At 73.1% G+C, this 24,530-nt stretch carries 22 protein-coding genes; 10 read left to right on the top strand and 12 right to left on the bottom strand.

Annotated features, from left to right (window positions below; translation table 11 throughout):
- Window positions 1–51: 51 nt before the first annotated feature.
- The gene (locus BX266_RS34325) at window positions 52–438 is read right to left on the bottom strand and encodes a hypothetical protein (protein WP_099906392.1); all 387 of its coding nucleotides are present in this window, start codon (window positions 436–438) and stop codon (window positions 52–54) included.
- 365 nt (window positions 439–803) lie between these two features.
- Between BX266_RS34325 and BX266_RS34320 the strand changes: the two genes are divergently transcribed.
- The gene (locus BX266_RS34320; protein WP_218969297.1) at window positions 804–2,027 is read left to right on the top strand and encodes a C40 family peptidase; all 1,224 of its coding nucleotides are present in this window, start codon (window positions 804–806) and stop codon (window positions 2,025–2,027) included.
- A 372-nt stretch (window positions 2,028–2,399) separates the two neighbouring features.
- Window positions 2,400–2,891, top strand: a complete 492-nt coding sequence (locus BX266_RS34315; RefSeq protein ID WP_099906390.1) for a DUF5709 domain-containing protein — start codon at window positions 2,400–2,402, stop codon at window positions 2,889–2,891.
- 373 nt (window positions 2,892–3,264) lie between these two features.
- Here BX266_RS34315 and BX266_RS34310 read toward each other — a convergent pair whose 3' ends face one another.
- Complete coding sequence (locus BX266_RS34310; RefSeq protein ID WP_259464992.1) at window positions 3,265–4,638, bottom strand: Fic family protein; 1,374 nt, start codon at window positions 4,636–4,638, stop codon at window positions 3,265–3,267.
- Window positions 4,639–4,980: 342 nt separating this feature from the next.
- Here BX266_RS34310 and BX266_RS34305 point away from each other — a divergent pair, with 342 nt between their 5' ends.
- The gene (locus BX266_RS34305) at window positions 4,981–7,698 is read left to right on the top strand and encodes a beta-L-arabinofuranosidase domain-containing protein (protein WP_099906386.1); all 2,718 of its coding nucleotides are present in this window, start codon (window positions 4,981–4,983) and stop codon (window positions 7,696–7,698) included.
- Between the two features lie 42 nt (window positions 7,699–7,740).
- On the opposite strand, the gene BX266_RS39070 is transcribed toward BX266_RS34305, so the two are convergent.
- The 3 genes from BX266_RS39070 to BX266_RS34290 all read right to left on the bottom strand — a co-directional run bounded on the left by BX266_RS39070 (window position 7,741) and on the right by BX266_RS34290 (window position 11,417).
- On the bottom strand, window positions 7,741–8,085 hold the full coding sequence (locus tag BX266_RS39070) for a hypothetical protein (protein WP_180290718.1): 345 nt from the start codon (window positions 8,083–8,085) through the stop codon (window positions 7,741–7,743).
- Between the two features lie 399 nt (window positions 8,086–8,484).
- Window positions 8,485–9,729, bottom strand: coding sequence for an NAD(P)/FAD-dependent oxidoreductase (locus BX266_RS34295; protein WP_099906384.1), 1,245 nt, complete (start codon window positions 9,727–9,729; stop codon window positions 8,485–8,487).
- 200 nt (window positions 9,730–9,929) lie between these two features.
- On the bottom strand, window positions 9,930–11,417 hold the full coding sequence (locus BX266_RS34290; RefSeq protein WP_099906382.1) for an MFS transporter: 1,488 nt from the start codon (window positions 11,415–11,417) through the stop codon (window positions 9,930–9,932).
- Window positions 11,418–11,580: 163 nt separating this feature from the next.
- Between BX266_RS34290 and BX266_RS34285 the strand changes: the two genes are divergently transcribed.
- Both BX266_RS34285 and BX266_RS34280 read left to right on the top strand, forming a co-directional pair.
- The gene (locus BX266_RS34285) at window positions 11,581–12,249 is read left to right on the top strand and encodes a TetR/AcrR family transcriptional regulator (protein ID WP_099908620.1); all 669 of its coding nucleotides are present in this window, start codon (window positions 11,581–11,583) and stop codon (window positions 12,247–12,249) included.
- Between the two features lie 150 nt (window positions 12,250–12,399).
- Entirely contained in the window at window positions 12,400–13,047 is a 648-nt protein-coding gene (locus BX266_RS34280; protein WP_099906380.1) for a 1-acyl-sn-glycerol-3-phosphate acyltransferase, read from the top strand.
- Between the two features lie 70 nt (window positions 13,048–13,117).
- Here the strand turns inward: BX266_RS34280 and BX266_RS34275 are convergent, their stop codons facing one another.
- Complete coding sequence (locus BX266_RS34275; RefSeq protein WP_099906378.1) at window positions 13,118–13,882, bottom strand: sporulation protein; 765 nt, start codon at window positions 13,880–13,882, stop codon at window positions 13,118–13,120.
- A 400-nt stretch (window positions 13,883–14,282) separates the two neighbouring features.
- Between BX266_RS34275 and BX266_RS34270 the strand changes: the two genes are divergently transcribed.
- Entirely contained in the window at window positions 14,283–15,527 is a 1,245-nt protein-coding gene (locus tag BX266_RS34270; RefSeq protein WP_099906376.1) for a S53 family peptidase, read from the top strand.
- A 105-nt stretch (window positions 15,528–15,632) separates the two neighbouring features.
- Here the strand turns inward: BX266_RS34270 and BX266_RS34265 are convergent, their stop codons facing one another.
- From BX266_RS34265 to BX266_RS34255, 3 genes are all read right to left on the bottom strand, one after another.
- Entirely contained in the window at window positions 15,633–15,971 is a 339-nt protein-coding gene (locus tag BX266_RS34265) for a hypothetical protein (protein ID WP_099908618.1), read from the bottom strand.
- A gap of 74 nt (window positions 15,972–16,045) precedes the next feature.
- Window positions 16,046–16,852 carry a hypothetical protein gene (locus BX266_RS34260; protein WP_099906374.1) on the bottom strand — a complete coding sequence of 269 codons (807 nt, stop codon included), beginning with the start codon at window positions 16,850–16,852 and terminating at the stop codon, window positions 16,046–16,048.
- A 141-nt stretch (window positions 16,853–16,993) separates the two neighbouring features.
- On the bottom strand, window positions 16,994–17,524 hold the full coding sequence (locus BX266_RS34255) for a hypothetical protein (RefSeq protein WP_099908616.1): 531 nt from the start codon (window positions 17,522–17,524) through the stop codon (window positions 16,994–16,996).
- 239 nt (window positions 17,525–17,763) lie between these two features.
- Here BX266_RS34255 and BX266_RS34250 point away from each other — a divergent pair, with 239 nt between their 5' ends.
- Window positions 17,764–17,952, top strand: coding sequence for a hypothetical protein (locus BX266_RS34250; protein ID WP_099906372.1), 189 nt, complete (start codon window positions 17,764–17,766; stop codon window positions 17,950–17,952).
- A 78-nt stretch (window positions 17,953–18,030) separates the two neighbouring features.
- On the opposite strand, the gene BX266_RS34245 is transcribed toward BX266_RS34250, so the two are convergent.
- Window positions 18,031–19,005: a LacI family DNA-binding transcriptional regulator gene (locus BX266_RS34245; RefSeq protein WP_099906370.1), complete on the bottom strand. Its 975-nt coding sequence runs from the start codon at window positions 19,003–19,005 to the stop codon at window positions 18,031–18,033.
- A 316-nt stretch (window positions 19,006–19,321) separates the two neighbouring features.
- Between BX266_RS34245 and BX266_RS34240 the strand changes: the two genes are divergently transcribed.
- Complete coding sequence (locus BX266_RS34240; RefSeq protein WP_099906368.1) at window positions 19,322–20,632, top strand: ThuA domain-containing protein; 1,311 nt, start codon at window positions 19,322–19,324, stop codon at window positions 20,630–20,632.
- Between the two features lie 113 nt (window positions 20,633–20,745).
- On the opposite strand, the gene BX266_RS34235 is transcribed toward BX266_RS34240, so the two are convergent.
- Complete coding sequence (locus BX266_RS34235; RefSeq protein ID WP_099908614.1) at window positions 20,746–21,507, bottom strand: SDR family NAD(P)-dependent oxidoreductase; 762 nt, start codon at window positions 21,505–21,507, stop codon at window positions 20,746–20,748.
- 332 nt (window positions 21,508–21,839) lie between these two features.
- Here BX266_RS34235 and BX266_RS34230 point away from each other — a divergent pair, with 332 nt between their 5' ends.
- Entirely contained in the window at window positions 21,840–22,508 is a 669-nt protein-coding gene (locus BX266_RS34230) for a DUF4097 family beta strand repeat-containing protein (protein WP_099906366.1), read from the top strand.
- Between the two features lie 64 nt (window positions 22,509–22,572).
- Here BX266_RS34230 and BX266_RS34225 read toward each other — a convergent pair whose 3' ends face one another.
- A complete protein-coding gene (locus BX266_RS34225; protein WP_099906364.1) occupies window positions 22,573–23,115 on the bottom strand; it encodes a peptidoglycan-binding protein in 543 nt (180 codons plus the stop codon).
- A gap of 907 nt (window positions 23,116–24,022) precedes the next feature.
- Here BX266_RS34225 and BX266_RS34220 point away from each other — a divergent pair.
- Complete coding sequence (locus BX266_RS34220) at window positions 24,023–24,439, top strand: hypothetical protein (RefSeq protein WP_099906362.1); 417 nt, start codon at window positions 24,023–24,025, stop codon at window positions 24,437–24,439.
- The last annotated feature ends 91 nt before the right edge of the window (window positions 24,440–24,530 follow it).

Below are 24,530 nucleotides of genomic sequence, written 5' to 3'. Positions count from 1 at the left end.
GAGGCGCCGCACCTGCCCGGTCGCCCGCCGCCCGGGCCCCGGCCGCCCACGTCAGCCGGTCCCGCTGCGCAGCAGCGGCCGGGATCGCGCCGCGCGGCGCGGATCCGGCACCTCCTCCACCCGCCCGCCCAGGCGCTTCAGCCGCTCGGCCGTGGCCCGCGCGTCCCCGTCGTCCACCGAGAACACCCAGAGGCCCGGCACGAACACCACCTCGCACCACCCCGCCCCCACCAGCGCGGACAGCGCATCGAGTTGCGGCAGGGCGACACCCGACCGACGGCCGTTGTCGAGGAAGACCTCCGGGTCCCAGTAGCCGCGAGTGCGTGCGAAGGCGCGGATCGCGGCCTGGTGGCTCGCCATCTCCCAGGTGTCGAACGGGTAGCAGCGCAGGTAGACCGCGCCGATCGGGCCGATGGTGCGAGCGGATGGCGTACTCATGGCCGACTCCTTGCCGTCGGAGGATCCGAAGCCCCTCCCCTGCGCCTCCTCGACAACCACCGCCGCAGCGCCAACTCACCGTAGCCGGAGGCCGAGATGCCATTTCAGGCTAGGCAGCTGGATCAGACCAGGTCAAGAGCTTTTCAGTACTCCCTTACATAAATAACCTACGTTAATGGAGCGGTGACTCTCTGCAGCCGACGGTCTGCAAACCCCCGACGGCCAGCATCGACGACTGGCGGGGCAGGAGGCGGAGACGGTGGGCGGATCAGTGAGGGTGCGTCAGAGGGCTACCGGGCGGCGCGGGCACGGTGCTTGAATGTCCGCCACCAATCCAAAGCCCCACGACAGTTCAGGACACGCCTGTGACTACGCGCGTAAACCCCGTGTCGCGGTGGATGTTCGCACCGCTGCGCTGTGCGGCGATCCTCTCCGTACTGGCCTCCCTCGCGGTCTTCTTCGCCGGCGTCGGCGCCCAGCCCGCGCAGGCAGCCCCCGCCTGCGGAGTCCTCGCCCCGGGCGCCGCTCCCCAGGCCGCCGCCGCCGTCAACGCGGCCTGCGGCCAGATCGGCACCCCCTACTCCTGGGGCGGCGGCCACGGCTCCGCCCCCGGCCCCAGCTACGGCAGCTGCGACGCCTCCAACGGCGCCCCCAACGACTGCCACGTCCGCGGCCTCGACTGCTCGGGCCTGGTCCGTTACGCCTACTACCTCGCGGTCGGCGCCGACGTGATCAACGGCACCACCTACACCCAGTGGCCGAGTTCACGCGCCGTCGCCCGCTACTACCGCTCGGACGGGACGGCCCCGCTGCTCCCCGGCGACCTGGTGTTCTACGGCAACACCGCCTCCACCATCCACCACGTCGCCCTGTACCTCGGCAACGGCTACATCGTCGAGGCCCCGTACTCCGGCGGCTACGTCCAGGTCGCCACCCTGTCCTCGCACGGCGACTACTACGGCGCGATCCGCCTCTACGGTCCGGGCGGCGGCAGCACGACCCCGCCGCCGTCCTCCGGCGGCCAGTACTGGGTGGACACCTTCGCGAACGCGCCCGCCTTCGGCTCGCCGACCGGCACCGCGCAGACCGGCACGCTGTACCAGGGCACCAACTACGTCTTCTGCAAGGCCTGGGGACGCGAGATCGCCAGCGGCTCCTCCTACAACCACTGGTGGCTGAAGACCGACCCGGACGTCGGACCCGGCGGCCAATGGGTCTCCGCCTTCTACCTCTCCCGCTGGGGCAACGACGTCGCCAAGGACAACAACGGCACGGTGATCCCCGACTGCCCGGGCGGCGGCGCCCCGCCCAGCACCGGCAAGTACTGGGTGGACACCTTCGCCAACGCCTCGGTCTACAGCTCGCCGACCGGCACCGCGCAGACCGGCACGCTGTACCAGGGCACCAACTACGTCTTCTGCAAGGCCTGGGGACGCGAGATCGCCAGCGGCTCCTCCTACAACCACTGGTGGCTGAAGACCGACCCCGACGTCGGACCCGGCGGCCAATGGGTCTCCGCCTTCTACCTCTCCCGCTGGGGCAACGACGTCGCCAAGGACAACAACGGCACGGTGATCCCCGACTGCTGACGGATCGTCAGGGCCCGGGACCGTGCTCCGGCGGCCTCGGGCCCTGCGCTCGTCCGAAGGCTCCGGCCCCGCCGCTCCGCTTCCCAGCGACCTCGCCCCCCGCGCTCCCTCGCTCCGCGGCCGGCGCTGCCGGGGCGCGGGCCCCCGCCCGGGGTGCGAGGCTGGAAGGGCGGGTCCGTGGTGGCAGTGCCGCTCCGCGAGGTTTCACCGCGAGTGGCCGGGTACGCGTGGGGACGCGGCCCGGAGCCGCGCCCCCGCCCCGGCAGGACGAGGAGGAGCCGAGACCACCGGCGGGGACGACCGACAGCCGGCCGGGAGCCGAACGACGGCCGGCGCGCGCAGTGGCGCGAGAACGACGGAGAGCGTGGGGACATGAGCGACGAAGCGATGGGCGACGACGTCTACCAGCCCACCGGGGACATGGAGGAGCAGGCGGACGCGGCTCCCCTGGACCTGGAGGACGCCGTGGACGAACGCGACTACGACGACCTGCTGGACGAGGGCTACTCGCCGCCGGAGAAACCGCTGGGCGTGGACAAGGTCGGGGTGACGCCCGCCGAACAGCGCGACGGCGAGACGCTCGACCAGCGCCTCGCCCAGGAGGTGCCCGACCTCCCCTCCGACGAGCCCGACGGCGACGGCGACGGGATCGGCGACCTTCCCGGCGGGGCGGGCGAGCCCTTCGACCCGCAGGCCGCAGGCGCCCGTCGCGCCGGGCGCCTGGTGGCCCCGGACGAGGGCGCCCGGCCGGACACGGAGAAGGACCTGGTCGCGTCCGACGCCGGCATCGACGGCGGTGCGGCGGGCGCCGAGGAGGCCGCCGTGCACGTCGTCCCCGACCGACCGGACGAGTCCACCGAGTAGGACAGCCGTGTCACGGCGGGGCCCGGCCGCTGCGTGGCGGCGGCGGATCCGGGTAGGCGACGCTGCGGGCGGGGACGAGCGAAGAGGAGAGTTGACCGGCATGACCACCGTCTCTGCGGCGACCGCACCACTGCCCCCGGCACCACCCCTCCCGGGAAGGCCGCCACGCCGTCCGGCGCGGCTCCTGCCCGACCTCCCCCCGCCCAGAGGCTGCGAAGCCCCGCCGATCCCGACCCCGGCCCGGGAAGCGTCCGCCCCGCACTAGCGGTCCCCCGTCATGGGTGGCAGCGGCCCCGGCTCGACCTGGACCGGCAGCTCGGCTGCACGGCCCACGCGCCCTCGAACTGCCGCGCCGGGCAACGCGGATGGACGACTACTTCGCGTGCGCGGCGCGGCTCCACCCGATGTGGTGCTCGACGGAGGAGCACAGGCCGAGCGCGTCCCGCGGGTCGTCGGCCCGGTGGCTGAACCGCCGGATCAGCACCACCGATTCGAGGGTGACGCCTTCCCGGGCCAGCACGAACAGCAGGGTGAGCAGGGCGGCACGGGCGTTGCCGTCGTCGAACGGGTGGAAGAAGCAGACGTCCAGGTGGGCCCGGGCCGCTCGGGCGGCGAGCGAGAGGCGGCCGTCGTCCGCCTGCGCCAGGCAGGCGTCGAGGCGGGCGCGGGTGTCGGGGCCGATCCCGTAGCGTTCGGCGCCGCCCTTGGCGAAGGCGGGGTGGGTGCGCATCGGCGGCGCCCCGGGGGTGGCGAGGACGTGCCGCTGCCAGCTGCGGATCAGCTCGAAGTCCAGGGTGGCGCCGCGTGCGGCGTCGGCGCGCACCAGTTCGAGTGCGGCGAGCAGGCCGGCTGCGCGGGCGGTGTCCACCGCCGCGTCGAAGGCGCGGAACTCCTGGACGGCTCCGTCCCGGGCGGGCGCCACCGGACCGTTGTCCGCGGTGTCCTGGTGCTCCGGCCACGGCACGCTGTCGCGCGTCGCGAGCCAGCGCTCCAGGTGGTCGGGGAGTTCGGCGGCCTCGTCCTCGTCGGGGGTCCGAGCCGGCTCGCGGTGCCGGCGGGCGTCCGCCGGCCGCAGCGGTCCGACGAGCCGCTGCGCGATGTCCTCCACCAGGGCGGCGTCGGGCGCGGTCCAGCTCTTGAACCGGCCGCCGACTGCTCGGTCCACCAGCTGCGCGGCCCGCTCAGGGGCGACGCCCCAGTACGTGAGGAACCAGCCCAGGACCTGCTCGCAGTGGCCGTACCAGCCGCTCTCGGCGCCGGTGAAGTCCGCCACCTGGAGGATCAGGTGGTGGGCCGTGCGCTCCCACAGGACGGGGTCGCTCGCCAAGTCCTCGGGGTCGAGGGGGTAGGCCTCGAACCGCGCCGCGAGTCGTTCCAGCCACTCACGCCACTCGCGCACCGCCGCCACGACCCGGTCGAGGGTCTCCTGCTCGGTGGTGATGGAGTGCGAGGCGCAGCACCAGTTGCCGACCGGTCCGCCGTCGATGTCCCCTTCGCCGCGCGACCAGCGCCATCCGGAGATCCACGGGCCGTAGTGCTGGACCAGCACGTACGTCATGGCGTCGGCCCAGGGGCCCGCCACGTCCCACGCCCAGTTGACCCGGGTCAGGTCCAGGTCCGGATCCGTCCGGGACGGCACTCGCCGCGCCGGTCCCACGGTGTGAACGACCTGGGCGACTCGGTCGGGGTCGAAGGGATGGCCGGCGGGGTCGACGTCCTCCCAGGCCAGCCGGAAGGGGTAGGGCACTCTTGACACCCGGTCAGGCTGCCCGGACACCGGGGGGACGGCAAGGCGTTTTCTCCGGCCGCCGGGCCGCGGAACCGGGTCAGCGGCCCCGTCCGGTCCTCGCCGGGCGCGGTGCGGGCCCCGCCGCGAGCCTGGACAGCGCCGGCGGCCCCGGCTATAAAGTAACCCGAACGTAACAGGCGGTGTCACTTTCGACCCTGCACTCCCTCCAGGGATGTGCGGGTCAGTCGTGGCACCTTGCTTTTGGGCCGGATTGTTAGCGCTAACAATCCGTCGCCGCCGCTCCGCAGTCCGCTCCGCCGCGCCTCCCCACCTCATTCACCAGGCTTCCGGGAGTCCCCCATGCCCTCCTCCGTGCCCACCCGCCGCAGCGTCCTCCGCGCTGCCGGCGCCCTCGTCGCGGCCGCTGCCGCGACCCCGCTGCTCGGTCGCTCCGCCGTGGCCGCCGTCCCTCCCGTCCAGGCGGAGACCGGCGTCTCGACGTACCCGTTCGCCCTCGGCCAGGTCAGGCTGACCAGCAGCCGCTGGGCCGACAACCAGGGCCGCACGCTGGCCTACCTGCGCTTCATCGACGTCGACCGGCTGCTGTACGTGTTCCGCGCCAACCACAGGCTCTCCACCAACGGCGCAGCGGCGAACGGTGGTTGGGACGCTCCCGGGTTCCCCTTCCGCAGCCACGTGCAGGGCCACTTCCTCTCCGCGTGGGCCCAGGCGTACGCCGCGCTCGGCGACACCGTCTGCCGGGACAAGGCGGCGGCCGTGGTCGCCGAGCTGGCCAAGTGCCAGGCCAACAACGCGGCCGCCGGCTTCTCCACCGGCTACCTGTCGGGCTTCCCCGAGTCGGACTTCGCCGCGCTGGAGGCCGGCACGCTGTCCAACGGCAACGTGCCGTACTACTGCGTGCACAAGACCATGGCCGGTCTGCTCGACGTGTGGCGCCTGCTGGAGAGCACCCAGGCCCGCGACGTCCTGCTGGCCATGGCCGGCTGGGTCGACCGGCGCACCGCCGCCCTGAGCCGCAATCAGATGCAGGCGCTGCTGGGAACCGAGTTCGGCGGCATGGGCGAGGTGCTGGCCGACCTCGCCCTGCAGACCGGCGACTCCCGCTGGCTGACGGTCGCCCAGCGGTTCGACCACGCCGCGGTCCTCGACCCGCTGGCCGCGAACCAGGACCAGCTCAACGGCCTGCACGCCAACACGCAGGTGCCCAAGTGGATCGGCGCCGCCCGCGCGTACAAGGCGACCGGCACCACGCGCTACCGCGACATCGCCGTCAACGCCTGGGCGTTGACCACGGGAGCGCACAGCTACGCGATCGGCGGCAACAGCCAGGCCGAGCACTTCCGGGCCGCGAACGCGATCGCCGCCTACCTGACCAACGACACCTGCGAGCTGTGCAACTCGTACAACATGCTGAAGCTGACCCGCGAACTGTGGCTGCTCGACCCCGACCGGTCCGGGTACTTCGACTTCTACGAGCGGGACCTGTACAACCACACCATCGGCGGCCAGAACCCCGCCGACCCGCACGGGCACATCACCTACTTCACCCCGCTCAGGGCCGGCGGGCGGCGCGGTGTCGGGCCGGCCTGGGGCGGCGGCACCTGGAGCACCGACTACGACTCCTTCTGGTGCTGCCAGGGCACCGCGCTGGAGTCCAACACCAAGCTGATGGACTCGATCTACTTCTACAGCGGCACCACCCTGACGGTGAACCTGTTCCTGCCCTCGGTCCTGAGCTGGACCCAGCGGGGGATCACCGTCACCCAGAGCACCGACTACCCGGTGGGCGACACCACGACGCTGACCGTCACCGGCAGCGCCGCGGGCACCTGGTCGATGCGCATCCGCATCCCCGCCTGGGCCTCCGGGGCCACCGTCGCCGTCAACGGCGCCGTGCAGGGCATCGCGGTCTCCCCCGGCAGCTACGCCGTCCTGACGCGCTCCTGGTCCTCCGGCGACGTCGTCACGGTCAAGCTGCCGATGAAGGTGGTCCTCGCGCCGGCCAACGACAATCCGAGCGTCACCGCCCTGACCTACGGGCCGACCGTGCTGTGCGGGAACTACGGCAACACCGCCCTGACGGCGCTGCCGTCGCTGGCCGTCGCGTCCGTGACCCGGAGCAGCAGCACCGCGCTCGCCTTCACCGCCACCGCCGACGGAGCGAGCGTCAACCTGGCCCCGTTCTACGACGCGCAGGGCTACAACTACACCGTCTACTGGAACACCGGCGCCGACTTCCGCCTGGTCAACGCCGCCAGCGGCCTGGTCCTCGGGATCAAGGACATGTCCACCGCGGACGGCGGCGTCGCCCTCCAGTGGCAGGACTCCGGCACCGCGGACCACAACTGGTCCCTGGTGGTCGACGGCACGGCGGTACGGCTGCGCAACGCCAACAGCGGCAAGGTCCTCGGCGTGCAGAACATGTCCACCACGGACAACGCGACCGTCCTCCAGTGGGCCGACAACGGCACCGCCGACCACCGGTGGGAGATCGTCGACGCGGGCGACGGCACCCACAAGCTGCGCAACGTCAACAGCGCCAAGCTGCTCGGCCTCCTGAACGGCTCCACCGCCGCCGGCGCGCAGGCCGTGCAGCACCCCGACAACGGGGCCCCGGACAACCGGTGGCGGCTCGTGCCGAACGGCGCGCGCCGCATCCAGAACCTGGCCAGCGGACTGGTCCTGGGCGTGCAGAACATGTCGACCGCGGACGGCGGACTGGTGGTCCAGTGGGACGACAACGGCACCGCCGACCACCAGTGGACGGCGCTCGTGGACACCGACGGGTACCTGCGGCTGCGCAACGCCAACAGCGGCAAGGTCCTCGGCGTCGAGAACGGCGGGACCGCGAACGGCTCGCGCATCGTCCAGTGGACGGACAACGCGGCCGCCGACCACCGATGGCGGCTGCGCTACGGCTCGGCCGACTGCTTCCGCATCCAGTGCGGCAGCAGCGGCCGCGTCCTCGGCGTCACCGGCATGTCCACCGCCCGGGGAGCGCAGGTCGTGCTGTGGGACGACAACGGCACCGACGACCACCTGTGGCGCTTCATCTGACCCTGCCTCGGCGACCGCGCCCGGCCGTGGCCTCCTCGCGGGCTACGGCTGGTCGGCCAGCAGTCCGCCGGCGCCGTCGGGACGCAGCCGCACCGGACGGTGGCCGAGGTCGGCGACCGGGTCGGTGAGGTAGCCGCCCGCGGGCGCCGGGCGGGCGGCGAGGGCGAGCAGCCGCAGCACGTCGCACGCCCCGGCGGTGGGGTCGTGCTCGGCCGCCGCCGGGTCCAGGCCCAGCAGCATCGCCCGCAGGCCCAGCCACAGCGGCCCCGCGACATGGGTGACGGGCCGCCCCCCGAGAGCCGGGTGCGGCACCGGGTCCGGGTACGGCAGCCACCCCCCGACCGAAACGCTCGAACAGGACGTGGCGGCGGGTCGCGTGTCGATCATGGACGGGACGCTACCGCCCGCCGCTGACAGTCAGGACGCGTCGGCGCGTCGGGCGGACTTCCGGTTCGGCGGCTGGTTCTTGACGGCGCTGCAGGCGAGCAGCCCGGCGCCGGTGGCGTCGAAGCAGCGGGTGAAGAACCAGGACCGGTCCGGGGCGTCGTCCGCCGGGTGCCGGCGAACTTCCGCAGGTAGTGGGTCTCCTGCTCGTTGAGCGGCGGTTCGACGGCGATCCGGCCGGTGAATGTCGTGGTGTAGCCCGTGCCGGGCAGGCTAGCCACGCTGCCCGGGGCCGGTTCGGACCACCGGCCTGTGCGGACGGCGGGGAAGCGGGTACGGCGGTCGTTCGTCGGCGGGGAGGAGGCGGTCCCCGCGCCGGGCCCGGTAGGCCGGTCGCCGCTCTCAGCGCGCCGGCCGGGCGGCGAGGTCCGTCAGCAGTTCGCGGGCCGCCCGCGCGCCCGAGGCCAGCGCGCCCTGCACCGAGCCGGTCGTCCGGTGGTCGCCGCACACGTAGCGGCCCGGCGCCCACCGGCTGGTCCGGGTCAGCGGGTGCGGCGCGGGCATCGCCGGCAGCGCGCCGGCGATCCGGTAGGCGGCCAGCGGCTGCCAGGCGGAGGTGTCGCACCCGTAGAGTTCCGCCAGCCGGCGGCGGACCCCGGCCTCGTCGGCGGTCGTGCCGAGCACCGAGGTCGACACCAGGGACAGGCCCGGCGGCGCACAGTCCGGCGCCACTTCGGACAGCACCACCGAGTTGAGCACGGTCCGGTCGGAGTCGACCAGCAGCGTCGGCTCGGCCAGCGGGCTTCGCTCGGCGGCGTGGTAGAAGGTCGTCACCGAGCGCATCGCGGGCACCGGCAGGCCGGGCAGCAGCGTGCCCGCGGTCATCGGGTCGGTGGCGACGACCACGTGGCGGGCGGGGAGGTGGCGGCCGTCCGCCAGCTCGACCCCGTTCGGGGTGAGGCCGGACACCGGCGCGCCGAGTTCGAGTGTCCCGGCGGGCAGTTCGGCGGCGAGCGCCGCCGGGACCGCTCCGATGCCGGCGGCGGGCAGGGCGAGCGTGCCGCGCAGCATGCTGCGCCAGTAGAGGTGGAACACCCGGGCGGAGGTGACCAGTTCGTCCTCCAGGAACACGCCGGCGAGGAACGGGCGCAGCAGGCCGTCGACGGTCGGGCCGGAGATCCCGGCCTCGCGCAGTGCCGCGCGCGTCGTCACGTCCCGGGACCGCCGGAGCGTGGCGGCGGGCAGCAGGCCGTCGCGCAGGCCCAGCAGGGCGAGTGCCGCCGCGTCGCGTGGCGGTGCCACCCGGCCGGTCAGCAGGTCGACGGCCGTGCCGGGCCGCCGCAGCGGGTCGCCGAACCGGTAGCGGCCGCGCGAGCCCGCCAGCACGAAGCCCGGCGTGAACGGCTGCAGGCGGAGCGGGCGCAGGTCCAGTCGGCGCCGCACCTGCGGGTAGCGGGTGTTGAAGACCTGGAAGCCCCGGTCCAGCCGGAAGCCCTGGTGCGGATCGGTGCGCATCCGCCCGCCCACGGCGTCCGCAGCCTCCAGGACCCGGACCCGCCGCCCGGCGGCTGCGACGTCCAGCGCGCAGGCCAGGCCGGCGAGGCCGGCGCCCACCACCACGACATCCACCGATCCGTTCCCGGCCACCGGTCGACCTCCTCGATTCCGCGATGGCGATTCCGCGATCGCCCGTCCGTTGTTCGGAGCCGATCGCCGGAACGGATGGCGCCGCAGCCGAGCCCCCTGAGCCGCGACCGTGACCGTGACCGTGACAGCTGCCGCGACCGCGCGAACGCCCCGGTGGGACGGGGAGGTCCCAGCGGGGCGGTCCGGTCCGTGACGGAGGATCAGCCGAGTGCTTCGACGAGCTCTTCCTCGGCCGGGTGCTCCTCGGTGCTGTGCGAGTCGGTGAGGGTGAGCGCGCCGCCGGCCGTGACCAGGCCGACGATCACGGCCAGCACGGCGTAGGTGATCCGCTCGCCGTGGAAGAACGACGTCACGAGGCCGGTGTCCCAGGTGCCGCCGGGCAGTCGGGTGGTGACCAGGGCGGCGAACAGGGTGCCGACGACGGCGGTGCCGACGCTGCTGCCGACCTCCTGCGCGGTGTCGTTGAGGGCGGTGCCGATCGAGGTGCGGTTGCCGGGCATCGCCTCGACCAGGGCGACGGCGCAGATGGTCATGACGGTGCGCAGGCCGATGGTCATGACGACCATGCAGACGGCGATCGCGGCGTACCCGTGGGAGACGCCCCAGGCGAGGCCGGCCAGCGAGCCGGACAGGCAGGCCGCGCCGACCAGGCAGGCGACGCGGTGGCCGAAGCGCTTGGCGAGCCCCTCGGACAGCGGGGTCGCGGCGAGCATGGTGACGATGATCGGCAGGTTGGCGAGGCCGGCCCGGACCGGGCTCCAGCCGTAGGCGTACTGGAAGTGCAGGATCAGGCCGAACATCACGGCGGCCATCGCGATGGCCGTGCCGATCTGGGCGATGGCGGCGCCGCGGACGGTGCCGCTGGAGAAGAGCTTCAGGTCGAGCATGGGTGAGGGGGTGCGCCGCTCGTGCCGCACGAACGCGATGCCCGCGGCGACGGCGCCGAGGACGGACGCGATCGTGGCGGCGGAGAGCCAGCCGTGGTCGACGCCGCTGGTCAGCGAGTAGCAGGCGAGGCCGATGGCGGCGACGCTCAGTACGGCGCCGGGCAGGTCGAGCCGGTCGCGGGTGAGGTCCTCCGGCCGGTCGGCGGGGACGCCGAGGCGCACGCCGATGGCCGCGATCAGGGCGATCGGGGCGTTGACGAGCAGCAGCCACTGCCACTTCACGTGGGCCAGCGCGGTGCCGCCGAGCAGCGGGCCGAGGACGAAGCCGGACATGCCGACGACGATCATCACGGTCATCGCCCGCATCCGCAGCGCCGCGTCGTCGAAGAGCCGGAAGACCAGCGAGTTGGTGATGGGGGCCATGGCCGCGGCGGCGATGCCGAGGCCGGCCCGCAGGGCGATGAGCTGGCCCGCGCCGGTGACGGCGACGACGCACAGGCTGAGCAGGCCGAACACGGCGAGTCCGACCAGCAGGACGCGCCGGCGGCCGAGCCGGTCGGCCATCGAGCCGGCGGTCAGCAGCAGGCCGCCGAAGGTCAGCGAGTACGCGCCGGTGACCCACTGCAGTGCGGTGGTGCCGCTGCCGAGGTCGCGGCCGATCGTGGGCAGGGCGATCGACAGCAGCGTGTTGTCGACCATCTCGACGAAGAAGGCCAGGCAGAGCGCGGCCAGGGGTATCCACGCGGCGCGCAGGGACGGATAGGTGCGCTGGGCCGCGGGTGCGGGAGCGGTGGCGGTCATGGCGGCCTCCTCTCGGGACGGTGTGGGCACGTTATCGAACTGCGTTCTAGACTAGAACAAGGTTCGATAATCTTGCAATTGTGATTGGATGTCGGCCATGACACGTCCTCGATCGCGCCCCGCCGACCGCCCGTCCCGGGAACGTCAGCGGGCCTCGCACTCCATCGAGACCGTCCTCACCGCGGCCGTGGCCCTGCTCGACGAGGCGGGCGAACCGGCCCTGACCCTCCGCGCCCTGGCCGCCCGGCTCGGCACCGGCGTCGGCAGCATCTACTGGTACGTCTCCGGCCGGGACGACCTGCTCGACCGCGCCGTCGACCACGTGCTCGCCGGGGTGCTGGCCACGATCGAGGAGCAGTCCGGCAGCGGCGACCCGATCGAGGAGCTGCGCATGATGGCCACCACGCTGTTCGACGCGGTCGTGGACCGCCCGTGGCTGGGTTCGCGCTTCATGCGCAACATCGACGCCCCCGGCAACTCCCTGCGGCTCTACGAGGAACTCGGCCGCCGGACCCTGCGGCTCCCGCTCACCCCGCTGCAGCGGTTCCACGCCGTGACGGCGGTCGTCGGCGTGGTGGTCAGCAGCGCCGCCGACCTCGGCCAGGAGCCGCCCCAGGCGGTGATCGACGGCACGGTGGAACGCGAGGAGTTCCTCGGCCGCTTCGCCGAGACCTGGCGCTCGCTCGACGCCGAGGAATACCCCTTCCTGCACGACGTGGTCGACGAGTTCGACGGCCACGACGACCGGCTGCAGTTCCTCGCCGCGCTCGATCTGACGCTCACCGGCCTCCGCCTCCAGGCCTCGTCAGGCTCAGCCTCCGGCGACCGCTGACCACCCGTCGGCGGGCCCGGCGGTGCGGGCGGAATGAGTACCCGGACTCAGGACGGGCGTCCCGCCCTGCCGCCACCATGGGCGTGCCGCCCCGGGCCGTTGCGTCCGGCCGACTGCGCGGCACCCGACACCGACCCCTGAAGGCCCCTGATGCTGAGCGCCGTCGCCCGCACCGTCGTCCCGGTTCTCGGACGGCTCACCGTGACCACGGACGAGTCCGCGGTCCTGGCCCCGGGCAGCATCGTCGCGCCCAACCACTCCTCGCTGGTCGACCCGGGCGTGGTGCTCGCCGCCGTCCGCCGCCTGGGCGTCGAGCCGGTCGTCCTGGCGACCGCCGGGCTCTGGCGGATCCCTCTGCTGCGCGGCGCGCTGGTCCGCGAGGGCCACATCCCGGTGCACCGCGGGACCGAACGGGCCGCCCGGGCGCTGGAGGACGCGGCCGCCGCCCTGGCCGCCGGTCGGGTGGTCGTCATCTACCCCGAGGGCCGACTCCCCCGCCGGGTGGACGCCGCCGACAGCGCGCCCGGCCCCTTCCGCACCGGACTGGCCCGGCTCGCGGCCGACGGCGCGCCGGTCGTCCCGCTCGGCCAGTCCGGCGCCCGCCGCATCAGCTCGGGGTCCACCGCCAAACAACTCGCGGGCCTGGTCACCGCCCCCCTCCGCCGGCCTGCGGTCCACGTCCACATCGGGGCGCCCGTGACGCTCGACGGCGACGTGGAGACGGCCACCCGCCAGGCCCGCGCCGCCGTGACCGCGGCCTGGCGAACGGCCGCCGCCCACCTGACGGCCCGCCACTGACCGTGCGGCCGTCAGCCGGACGATCCTCCCGGCCGGGCGGGCCGGCCGGTTCGCGCCCGGGCAGCACGGCTCAGTGGCCGAGCACGCTGCGGATCCAGCCGTCCACCGTGCCGGTCAGGTCGTGCTGGCCGGCCGCGTGGTCGAGGACGAAGGTGCGGACCGAGTCGCCGCTGCGGAACATGCCGCGCTTGTCGAACTCCAGGACCACCTCGACCCGGTGCGGGTCGGTGACGAAGGACAGCTCGATCTCGTTGCAGCGGTGGGCGAACTGCGGCGCCGCCTTGTACTCGATCTCCTGGTAGAAGGGCAGCGTCTGGCCGGTGCCGTGGATCCGGCCGGCCTCCAGGTCGGCCCGGTGGAAGTGGAAGCCGAGTGCGCCCAGCGCTTCGAGCACCCGCTGCTGCACCGGGAGCGGCTGCACCGCGAGCGGGTCGGTGTCGCCGCGGTCCAGCTGGCCGGCGATGTCGACGTCGGTGCGGACGCCCAGCACCATGCCCGCGAGGTGGTGGCCGCCGATCGCGGTCAGCGGCGTCTCCCACGGGACGGGGAAGGCGAACGGGACGGCACGCTGCTCGCCCGCGGCCAGCCGGAGCGGGCCGGAGACCTGGACGCGGGCGAACTCCTTGGTGGTGTGGCCCTCGCTGTCCTCGTACTCGACCTCGACCCGGGCGGCCAGGCAGAGCGTGATGCCGTTGATCTCGGCGTCGCGGTCGCCGCCGACCAGGTTGACCTGGCCGTGCACGGTGCCGCCGGGGTGGACGGTCGGGGTGGACAGCACCGTGTCGACGGTGGGTCCGCCGACGCCCAGGGCGCCGAGAAGCCGCTTGAACACCATCCGGGGTCTCTCCTCACAGAGTTCGGGGTCGCGAGCGCACCGATCGTACTTTGCCTCCGCTTTGCCACCGATCGGCGGACCCCCGCAGCGGCGTGACCGCCCGTCAGCGCCGGGGACCGGCAAGCGGAGGCAAACACTCCCCAGCCGAATCGGCGACGGCTGACCAAGGGTCAGCGGTGCGGGGTAAAGGGCTGGTTCGGATCCGCGTTCGACGCTAGCCGGGCATGTGCATGCCCGGCTAGCGTCGAACGCCAGTCCTCGGGCTCCGCGGACTCACCCGGCCCGGCGGCGGCCCCATCCTCGCCGCCGAGCCTGCCCCGCCGTGCGCCCGGACACCCATCCGCCCGCACGGCGAGGCGTGCACGCTTCCGGTCACCCCAGCCACAGGAGGCAATCCCCCATGCGCATTTCCGCCGCCGCCCGCCGGACGGGCCTCGCCGTCACGGGCGCCGCCGCCCTCGCCCTCTCCGCCTTCGCCACCGCCGGACCGGCCGGCGCGGCGACCGCGCCGGAGGTCCACTCCAAGGACGGCACGTCCTGGGTCAGGGCGTGCGACACGCTCGCCAAGGGCGACACCATGGCCTGCCACGCGCTGCGCGTGACCAGCACGGTGGAGGCCGTGCAGCCGCTCGGCGTCACCCCGAACCTGACCCCGTCCGGCCTCGGCCCGGCCGATCTGCGCAGCGCGTACAAACTGGCGGCCAACGGGGGCGCCGGGATGACCATCGCGATCGTGGACGCCTACAACGACCCGAACGCCGAGTCGGACATGGCCACTTACCGGGCCCAGTACGGGCTGCCGGCCTGCACGAAGGCCAGCGGCTGCTTCAAGCAGGTGAACCAGACCGGCGGTTCCTCGCTGCCGGCGAACAACTCCGGGTGGGCGGGCGAGATCTCGCTCGACCTCGACATGGTCTCGGCGGTCGCCCCCAACGCCAAGATCATCCTGGTGGAGGCCAGCAGCGCCACCATGGCCAACCTCGGCACCTCGGTGAACACCGCGGTCAGCCTCGGCGCCAAGTTCGTCTCCAACAGCTACGGCGGCTCCGAGTCCTCCGCCGACACCTCGTACGACAGCTCCTACTTCAACCACCCCGGCGTCGCCATCACCGTCTCCTCCGGCGACTCCGCGTACGGCGCCCAGTACCCGGCGGCCTCCAAGTACGTGACCGCGGTCGGCGGCACCGCGCTCAAGAAGGACTCCAGCACCCGCGGCTGGTCCGAGAGCGTCTGGCTCACCAACTCCACCGAGGGCACCGGCTCCGGCTGCTCCAAGTACGACGCCAAGCCGACCTGGCAGAAGGACACCGGCTGCACCAAGCGCACCATCGCGGACGTCTCCGCGGTCGCCGACCCGGCCACCGGCGTCGCGGTCTACCAGACCTACGGCGGCAGCGGCTGGGCCGTCTACGGCGGGACCAGCGCCTCCGCCCCGATCATCGCCGGCGTCTATGCGCTGGCCGGCACCCCGAGTGCCGGCTCCAGCCCGGCGTCGTTCCCCTACGCCCACACCACCTCGCTGTTCGACGTGACCACCGGCTCCAACGGCTCCTGCTCCCCCGCCTACCTGTGCAAGGCCGGCACCGGCTACGACGGTCCCACCGGCCTGGGCACCCCGAACGGCACCACCGCTTTCAAGGGCTGACGCCCGGTCAGGGGCCGTCACCGGCAGGAGGCCGCCACCCGCACCACGGGGTGGCGGCCTCCCCGGCCGCACGGCGCCGGATCGACGTGCCGGTCAGGGCCGCCGCTACGTCCATGCGACGGCCACCACGGCCGCGGCCGCCGTGAACGTCGCCACCGCGAAGAAGGCCCACTGCTGCTTGTTGCGCATACCGATCAGGGCGGTCACCGCGACCAGGACGTCGAGCGCCAGCTTCACGCCCATCTTGGGGTACGACACCGGCAGGTCCTGCGCTGTGCGCGTCCAGATGAGGCCGGCGCCGGTGACCAGTTGGACGACCGCGCTGGTCACCATGTAACTGCCCGTCACGGGGTCCTTGCCCCGCAGTTGATAGAAGACGCCGCCCAGCAGTGCGGCGAAGCCGAACAGGTGGAACACCAGGAAGACGTGCCGAAGGATCTCCATGCCGGCGATCATGGTCCATGGACCGCGCGAACTGAAGGTCTTTTCCCGGCCCGCTCGCTCCGCAAGGGGACGCCTCAGACGGGGACGCGCGTGATGACGGCCTTGGTGAGGGGGCTGAGCCGGTCGACGAGCGCATTGAAGTCGGCGGTCCGGCCGTCGGACCACTGGGCCATGCCCACGAGCATCCCCTGCCCGTAGCTGGTGAAGTCCTGCACCATGCCGCTGTCGGCGGGCAGTTCGCGCAGGCCCGAGTCCTTCGGCGGGAGTTGCACGACGACCTCGTAGTCCATCGGGTCGGCGGCGAGGAACGTCACCAGGTGCATGGCGTCCATCGGGTCCTTCATGGTGAACAGCGCCAGGTTGTACTGGTTGCCGTCGGCATCCCTGTAGAGCGCCAGGTCGACGCCGAGGCAGCCGCCGCTCTGGGTGATCTTCCCGGCCAGGATCGGTCCCACGGTGTCCGCTCCGGTGCAGTCCGCGTTCGTCACGGCCGCCACCAGCGTGTAGCCCTTGACCTGTTGCGGGAAGACCGACAGCGGCACGGCCTGGGTGGCGGTCGCACCGGCGGCGGCCGCCTTCGACGACGGTCCGTCGGACGGCACGGCCGAACCGTCGGCGGCGGAAGGGGACGCGGAGGCGGAGGCCACCGGCCGCGCGGCGGCGGGTGCCGCGGGCTTCGACGGCTGCTGGAGCCGGTACCCCGCCACACCGGCGGCCACGACCAGTCCGACCATGAGCGGGACCACCCAGGACCGCGACCGGCGACGCGGTTTGGGCGGCCGGGCCCGCTCGGCCGCGCTGGGCTCGTGCTGGGCGTTGTTCTTCTCGAATTCGCGAACGAACTCTTCCCACAGGGCGTCGCTGGACTCATGTTCGGTCACAGCCGCACACCCTAATGATCTCCCATCCGCTTGGAAAGATCCGGTGTGCGGCGCCGGGGCGCGCGGTGCGGTTACCGCACGCCCCGGTCACGATCCGCCCGGTCCGACGCCCTCCGGCCTGCCGGTCGGCCGGGGAGGCGGTCAGCCGATGCCGGTGACGCTGAGGGCCGTGGTCCAGTTGTTCTTGATGGCGGCGCGCGCGGCGGACAGGGTGATCCGGCCGTCGCAGACGGCGTTCTTCAGCTTGGTCTCGACGCCGTCCTTGGTGGTGGCGGTCTTGGTGCCCGAGTACGGCTCCGGCCAGAGGTTCCTGGGGTCGCGCGGGGAGCCGCCGAGCTCCAGCGGGATGAAGTGGTCCTCCTCGTAAGCGGAGGTGGAGGTGTTCGAGTAGCCGTAGTCGGCGATGCCCTGGACCTTGAGCGGGTTGGTGTAGGACGTGGGCGGGCGGACGGTCGCCGTCCAGCCGGAGACGCAGATGGTGGAGTGGATCGTCGACTGGGTGACGTCCGGGTTGTACACGCCGGGCGTGCAACTCGGGTCGGGCAGCGGCAGGTAGGCCTGCGAGCAGGTGCTGGCGTGCGCGGTGCCGGCGCCGAGGCCGAGGATGAGACCGCTGAACGCCAGCGCCACGGCCGAACCGGCCGCGGCCGGTATCCGAGTGATCGAACGCATGGTGCCTCCCGGGACACAGGGCTCGGCGGGGCCCGCCGAGAACGCGTCCATGACACTCCTTCAGGGCGCTACACGGGTAGACCTCAGCAGATGAATTCGGCGCGATCGGCTGATTGCTGCTCGGTCAACACCCGATCCCCACCCGCCCCGAGAGGCCGGCCGGCCCGGTCCGGCTTGCCGGACACCCCGCCACGAGAGGTGATGGAGGGAGGACGCATCCCGCACCCAAGGAGGAACCCGTGGCACCCCACCAGGCGAACAAGCCGTCGGCCAAGGACGATCCGGACCCAGGCGCCGAACTGCCGCCGGGGCCCGAGGCGCCCGGCCCCGGCGACCGGACCGCGGAGGACCACGAACCGGACACCGACGCCGACACCGGAGCCGACGGGTTCGCCGACGCCGCAGGGGACGGGGACGGCGACGGGTAACCCGGCGGCCGTTGTTCGAACGGACCGGCCCGGCCACCGCGGGAGCTGCGGGCCCGAGGGCGGTGGAGTTCGGCGGGCTCAGGCCGAGTCGCGGACCACCAGGTCGGTGGGGATGACGAGGGAGCCGTCCGGCAGCGGTGTGCCGCCGAGCCCGGCCAGCAGCAGGCTGGCGGCCGCACCGCCCATCTCCCGCATCGGCTGACGCACCGTGGTGAGCGCCGGGTCGGTGCTCCGGGCCATCGGCAGGTCGTCGAAGCCGACGACGGCGACATCGTCGGGGACGGTGCGACCGGCGGCCCGCAGCGCGCGCAGGGCGCCGGCCGCGATCTGGTCGTTGTGCGCGAAGACCGCGTCGAAGTCCACCCCCTGCGCGAGGGCGTGCTCGACGGCGTCGCGTCCGGTGCGTTCGGTGAACTCGCCCTCCAGCACCAGGGTGGGCGGGAGCTGCTCCCGGAAGCCCTCCAACCGCTGCCCCACGCAGCCGAACCGCGGCGGACCGGTGATCACCAGCGGCCGGCTGCGGCCCACGGCGCGCAGGTGGGCACCGGCCTGGGCGCCGCCGGCCCGGTTGGTGGTCCCGACGGAGGGCAGGGCGGGCCGACGGTGGCCGTGGTCGTCGATCAGGACGACAGGCGTGCCGCGCCGGGCCAGCTCCGCCACGGCGGGCAGGCAGCGCTCGGGCACGATCGCCAGCAGACCGTCGCAGACCCGGGCCGAGACCTGCGCCGTGAAGTGCGCCATCGAGGCGGGACCCCCGCCGGAGGTGAAGAGCATCAGCGCGTAGCCGGCCGCCTCGACGGTGTCGGCGACGCCCTGGAGGACCTCGCCCATCCACGGCCAGGTGACCGAAGGGGCGAACATCGCGACGGTCCGACTCCTGCCCCGGGCCAGCTGGACCGCGCCGAGGCGCGGCACATAGCCGAGCGCAGCGATCACTTCTCGAACGCGGGCGGCGGTCGCCGCGTCGACGTCCGCGCCGGCGTTCAGCACCCGCGACACAGTGGTCTTGCTGACCCCCGCCTGACGTGCGACGTCAGAGATCGTGACCGGCATCCGGCAAGACCTTCCCCACCCGTTGGCGACCCGGCCCGGAACCGGTTCCGGAGGGACGGGACCGAGTCAACCGCCCGGCCGACCCCACCGTCAAGACTTCGAACCGAAACCGACGTATCGTCAAAGATCAAGCGGTCTCGGCGACTTGAGCCTTCAAGAGCCGAATGCGCGGGCTCTTGACGGGTCTGGTTCAGACCTTTAGGTTCCCGGCTCGGACGAGCGAGGCCCACGGGCCTCGAACCCGGCGCGCCACCACGCTCGGCCCTCGCCGCTCCGCGCCCACCGCCGAGAGTCCCGCCTGTCGAGAGGATCCCCCATGCTCCCTGGCCCCCGCCGGGGCAGCGGACGCCTGCCGCTGCGCCCCGCCGCCACCACCGCCCTGAAACGCGTGCTGACCAGTGCTCTGGCCGTGATCGCGCTCCTGCTCGGCACCACCGCCCCCGCTTCCCACGCCGCAGCCGCCGCCCCCGACTTCCGGGTGATCGCGTTCTACAGCGGCACCTGGGACGCCGCCCACATCGACTTCGACAAGGAAGCCAACGACTGGTTCCCGAAGACCGCGGCGGCGAACAACTTCACCTACACCGCCACCACCAACTGGGACCTGCTCGCCAACGGTGGCGTCGATGCCTACGACGTCGTCCTGTTCCTCGACGACGCCCCGCAGACCAGCGCCCAGCGCGCCGGCTTCGAGCGGTACATGCGCGGCGGCGGCGCCTGGCTCGGCTTCCACGTCTCGGCGTTCACCACCGACGCCTCGAGCTGGGACTGGTACTACAACCAGTTCCTCGGCAGCGGGAACTTCCGCTCCAACACCTGGGGTCCCACCACCGCGCTGCTGCGCACCGAGAACGGCACCCACCCCGCCGCGGCCTCGCTGCCGGCGACCTGGACCTCCGCGGTCAGCGAGTGGTACGCCTGGTCGAACAACCTGCGGGCCAACCCGTCGATCAAGGTCCTGGCCTCCGTGGACCCGGCTTCGTTCCCGCTCGGCAGTGACCCCGACCAGGCCTGGTACAGCGGCGACTACCCGATCATCTGGACCAACACGCAGTACCGCATGCTGTACGCCAACTTCGGCCACAACGCCATGAACTACAGCACCAACACCCGCACGTCCTCCACCTTCGCCTCCGCCACCCAGAACCGGATGCTGGTCGACGCGCTGAAGTGGCTGGGCAACGCCCCGGCCACCTCCGACCCCTGGTACAGCCTCACCTCGCAGGCCAACGGGCTGTGCGTGGACGCCCGCGCCGCCGCCACCGCCAACGGCACCGCGATCCAGCAGTACTCCTGCAACGGCACCACGGCCCAGCACTTCCGCCTCACCGCCACCGACAGCGGATACGTGCGACTGGCCGCCCGCAACAACCCCGACCAGGTCGTCGACGTCACCGGGGTCTCGACCGCCGACAACGCACCGCTCCAGCTGTGGGCCTACGGCGGCGGCGCCAACCAGCAGTGGCGCCCGGTCGCGGAGGCCAACGGCGCCCAGCACTTCGTCGCCCGCCACAGCGGCAAGTGCCTCACCGTCGCCACCACCGCGGCGACCAACTCCGTCCAACTCGTCCAGCGCACCTGCGACAACTCGGCCGCCCAGAGCTTCCGCCTGACCGCACAGCCCTGACCGCACAGCCCTGACCCGGCGGTCCTGACCGCACAGCCCTGTTCCGCCGGCACGCCGCCGGGGGCCGCACGCACCGTGCCCCCGGCGGCGCTGCCGCGCCCAGTGGACCGCGGTCAGATCCTCAGGTGGGACGCGCCGTTGAGGTCCACGACGGTGCCCGAGGCCCAGATCGCGGCGGGCGACGCCAGGAAGTGCACGGCGGCGGCGATCTCCTCCGGCGTGCCGACCCTGCCGAACGGGCTCTGCGCGCGCAGGCGTTCGCCTTCCGCTCCGGTCAGCTTCGCCGCCTGGCGCTCGGTCGCCACGAACCCGGGGGCGACCGAGGTGACCGCGATGCCGTGCGGCGCCAGCGCGACGGCCAGGGACTGGCCGAGTGCGTGCAGGGCGGCCTTGGTCGTTCCGTAAGCGGGGAAGTCCGGCTCGCCCCGGAACGCGCCGCGGGAGCCGACGTTGACGATCGCGCCTCCCGCGGCGCGGCCGATCAGGTGGTGGGCGACGGCCCAGCACAGGTCGGCCGGGGCCAGCAGGTTCACGTCGACCATGCGCCGCCACACCCGCTGCCACTCCGCGAGGGGCGTGTCGGCGACGAGGTGGCGGTTGGCCTCGGTCGGCGCCACCGCGGCGTTGTTGACCAGGACGTCCACCGCACCGAGCTCGGCGACCGCCCGGGAGACCAGCCGTTCAGCGGCGTCCGGCTCGCCGAGCTCGGCCTGCAACAGGACGTGGCCCTCGCCGGGCAGTTGACGCAGGGTCTCCTCGGCGTCGGCGCGGTTGGCCGCGTACTGCACCCCGACCCGGTCTCCGCCGCGGGCGAACTCCAGGGCCACGGCCCGGCCGATGCCGCGCGAACCGCCGGTCACCAGCACGGCCCTCATCGGGTGACCTCGGCGCATCCGCGGCGCGGCGACCATCCGGCTACGGGGCGGTGCGACATGGGGACCTCCTGCTCGGCGAAACCTGCGTCCACGGACAAACTAGCGCCCGCCAGGTCGGCCCCGGGAACGGGCAGAGAGCGTTCACCGGCATTCCATTGCAACGGCCACACCCCTGACGTTGCGTTAGTTTCAGAACCATTGCAACGATTTATCGGCTCCCACCTGCGCATATGTATGTCCGGTGCAACAAGGCCGTTGCCACTTCCCTGAACGCAACGTAGCGTTTCCATCGTCAGAAACGCAGCGGGCAAGAAACAGCCAAGGAGCACACCGTGCCGAAGTTCGCCACCACCACCGCCGTCACCACCGTCCTCGACATCCCCGCCGGCCACATCCGGCTGATCGCCGCCGACCGCACCGACGCCGTCGTCGAGGTCCGCCCCGCCAACCCCAACAAGAGCCGCGACGTCCAGACCGCCGAACAGACCGAGGTCACCTTCACCGACGGCGTCCTGCGCATCGCCACCGCCCCGCCGAAGAACCGCATCCTCGGCCACCCCGGCGCCCTCGAAGTCACCGTCCAACTCCCCCTCGGCTCCCGCGTCGAGGCCAAGACCGCCGACACCGAACTCCGCGGCGTCGGACGCCTCGGCGAGGTCACCCTCGACACCGCCCGCGGCACCGTCAAGCTCGACGAAGCCGCCGGCGCCACCCTCACCCTCCAGGACGGCAGCATCGAGATCGGCCGCCTCACCGGCCCCGCCGACCTCACCACCACGCGCGGCGACCTCACCGTCACCGAAGCCACCCGCGGCGCCCTCCGCCTCACCACCCAGTCCGGGTCCATCACCGTCGGCGTCGCCCGCGGCACCTCCGCCTCCCTCGACGCCGGCACCGCACTCGGCCGCATCCACAACGCCCTGCGCAACACCGACGACACCCCCGCCGTCACCATCCACGCCACCACCGCCATGGGCGACATCACCGCCCGCACCGCCTGAACCGGTCCCGGCCCGGAGCCGACTCCTCGTCAGCTTCCGGGCCGGGACCGCGCCGGTCGGCGGGTCAGGCGCAGGTGAGGTAGTCGTAGCCGGCCGCGCGGTCCGCGCCCGTGCGGTCCTTGAAGTGGTAGTGGCCGCTGCTGTCGCGGGTGACCCAGAACGAGTGGGTGGTGCCCGCGTACGTGGTGGGGGTGCTGCCGTACGAGGGGAACATGCCCTTGTCGCCGTCCTCGGCGGCCTTGAAGGTGGCCTTGCCGACGGCGCCGTCGGCGTTCAGGCCGTAGGCGCTCTGGAACTGCCGCGTGGCGGCGGCCGTGTCCGATCCGAAGACGCCGTCCACGCGCTCCTTGTGGTCCTTGAAGACGCCCATGTCGTTGGCCCACAGGATCATCTGCCAGAAGCAGGTGGCGTTCGACCGCGCGTTCTGAGTGGTGGACAGCACGCCCTCGTCGTAGAGGTCGTCGACCGCGTCCCCACTGCCGTTGATGTAGGCGGCGCCGTTGTAGCTGTTGCTGGCCGAGGCGGGCGCGGCGGTCAGACCGCCGAGGAGCAGGGCCGCCGCGGCGGTGGCCAGCAGGGTGGTCGCACGGGAGTTGAGCAGACGCATGATCGCTCCGGAAGGTTCGTGGTCTGTCGGGGACACCACAGAACCTAGGTCGCCGGACGGCCGCCGCTCATCCCGCACCGGGTTGAACCCCGCTACGGCCCCGGGCCCACCTGACGTCCCGTCAGCTCAACCTCTCGCCTCAGCCGCCCTCATACCCCCGCAGCAGCGGGCAACGCGCTGCGGGGCTCCGTTCCACCCGTGCCGCCGTCGACGACGGGCACCAGGCCCGATCCGTAGGATCGTGCCGCGCACCCCGCCGACATCCCTGGCGGCCGTGTGCTCCCGACCGGGCGGCGCTCGCCGGAGTTCTGTTCGTGCTGCGGACCGAGTTGCCCGGCGCGACGTCCCGGTGGAGACCGTGGGCTGCGCCGGGGCGACGGCCGCGCCGCCCTGCCAGCCGAGCTCCGCCGCGCGGAACCGTTGGGCCCGGGCGACTGCGCCGCGGACGGCTCGCATGTCCGGGCCCTCGGAGTGGAAGCGGGCATCGAGCCTTTGATCGCGCGGCATGATCGAACCAGCTGCAGCCTCAGATCTGTGCGCCGCCTGAAGGCTTCGTCCTGGCGCCGCCACCGGCGTCCGCGAGCTGCGGTGCGGATCGGCGCTTGATCCGCTGCTCGCTGTCCGGTGCCAGCAGCCACGGGCCCTCGCCCGGACCAGCCGGGCGCCGTGCGAGGGGTGCCAGCGGCCCCACGGTGACGGTGCCGTCGGGCGGGCGGATCGCGTTCACCCCGAGCGTCGAGACCTCCCACCACTCCCACGGGAGCGGTGTCCCCGCCGTCGCACCGTGGGACCCGCGGCGGGGTCCCGGCCGCCGATGCGTGGCTCCGCAGCAGCCGTACAGCGGCCGGGCATCCGCTGTCCGGCCCCGGCTCGCCGTGCCGTCCCGGACGGCTGGCAGGATGGCCGGATGGACGACGAACCCACCCGGGCCGACCGGGTCCGCCTGTACCTCGACACCCTGGCCACCCGGATGGACCCCGAGGAGTTCCGCGTGCTGGGCCGGCTCCTGACCGGTGCGGTCGCCTCCCTCGCCGCCCCGGGCGCCGACCACGTCATCGACATCGCGGACGCCGACCGGAAGTACCTCACCGGCGAGCTGAAGGACGAGCTCCTCGCGGTCCTGTCCATCGTCGCCACCGGCACGATGGAGCACCAGGTGATCGACCTGGGCGACGGCGCGACCACCGTGCTGGACACCGCCGCCGCCAGCAACCCGGAAGCCGTCCAACGCATGCGCGACTGGGCCGCCCAGCGCCGCACCGAGCGCAACCCCACCCCGGACCCCACGGTCGTACGCGACATCGAGCAGGCCTCCCACCACTGACCCCGAACGGGGCCGCGCGGCCGGCGAGGCCGGAACCGGCGGGTAAGCGCTCGCACCGCCGTGGAGCGGGCGACGCTCCGTCAGCTGGCCT

It is taken from the genome of Streptomyces sp. TLI_171 (assembly GCF_003610255.1).
Taxonomy (GTDB): Bacteria; Actinomycetota; Actinomycetes; order Streptomycetales; family Streptomycetaceae; genus Kitasatospora.
The sequence above is the reverse complement of the archived record's forward strand: the minus strand, read 5'-3'. Positions and strand labels throughout refer to the sequence as shown.

What these genes read in the sequence shown, in the direction of transcription:
- BX266_RS34305 (WP_099906386.1), top strand. Translation starts at nt 4,981, where the DNA reads ATGCCCTCCTCCGTGCCCACCCGCCGCAGCGTCCTCCGCGCTGCCGGC.
- BX266_RS34220 (WP_099906362.1), top strand. Translation starts at nt 24,023, where the DNA reads ATGGACGACGAACCCACCCGGGCCGACCGGGTCCGCCTGTACCTCGAC.
- BX266_RS34265 (WP_099908618.1), bottom strand. Translation starts at nt 15,971, where the DNA reads ATGGAGATCCTTCGGCACGTCTTCCTGGTGTTCCACCTGTTCGGCTTC.
- BX266_RS34280 (WP_099906380.1), top strand. Translation starts at nt 12,400, where the DNA reads ATGCTGAGCGCCGTCGCCCGCACCGTCGTCCCGGTTCTCGGACGGCTC.
- BX266_RS39070 (WP_180290718.1), bottom strand. Translation starts at nt 8,085, where the DNA reads ATGATCGACACGCGACCCGCCGCCACGTCCTGTTCGAGCGTTTCGGTC.
- BX266_RS34325 (WP_099906392.1), bottom strand. Translation starts at nt 438, where the DNA reads ATGAGTACGCCATCCGCTCGCACCATCGGCCCGATCGGCGCGGTCTAC.
- BX266_RS34225 (WP_099906364.1), bottom strand. Translation starts at nt 23,115, where the DNA reads ATGCGTCTGCTCAACTCCCGTGCGACCACCCTGCTGGCCACCGCCGCG.
- BX266_RS34275 (WP_099906378.1), bottom strand. Translation starts at nt 13,882, where the DNA reads ATGGTGTTCAAGCGGCTTCTCGGCGCCCTGGGCGTCGGCGGACCCACC.
- BX266_RS34235 (WP_099908614.1), bottom strand. Translation starts at nt 21,507, where the DNA reads ATGAGGGCCGTGCTGGTGACCGGCGGTTCGCGCGGCATCGGCCGGGCC.
- BX266_RS34270 (WP_099906376.1), top strand. Translation starts at nt 14,283, where the DNA reads ATGCGCATTTCCGCCGCCGCCCGCCGGACGGGCCTCGCCGTCACGGGC.
- BX266_RS34290 (WP_099906382.1), bottom strand. Translation starts at nt 11,417, where the DNA reads ATGACCGCCACCGCTCCCGCACCCGCGGCCCAGCGCACCTATCCGTCC.
- BX266_RS34245 (WP_099906370.1), bottom strand. Translation starts at nt 19,005, where the DNA reads ATGCCGGTCACGATCTCTGACGTCGCACGTCAGGCGGGGGTCAGCAAG.
- BX266_RS34255 (WP_099908616.1), bottom strand. Translation starts at nt 17,524, where the DNA reads ATGCGTTCGATCACTCGGATACCGGCCGCGGCCGGTTCGGCCGTGGCG.
- BX266_RS34315 (WP_099906390.1), top strand. Translation starts at nt 2,400, where the DNA reads ATGAGCGACGAAGCGATGGGCGACGACGTCTACCAGCCCACCGGGGAC.
- BX266_RS34240 (WP_099906368.1), top strand. Translation starts at nt 19,322, where the DNA reads ATGCTCCCTGGCCCCCGCCGGGGCAGCGGACGCCTGCCGCTGCGCCCC.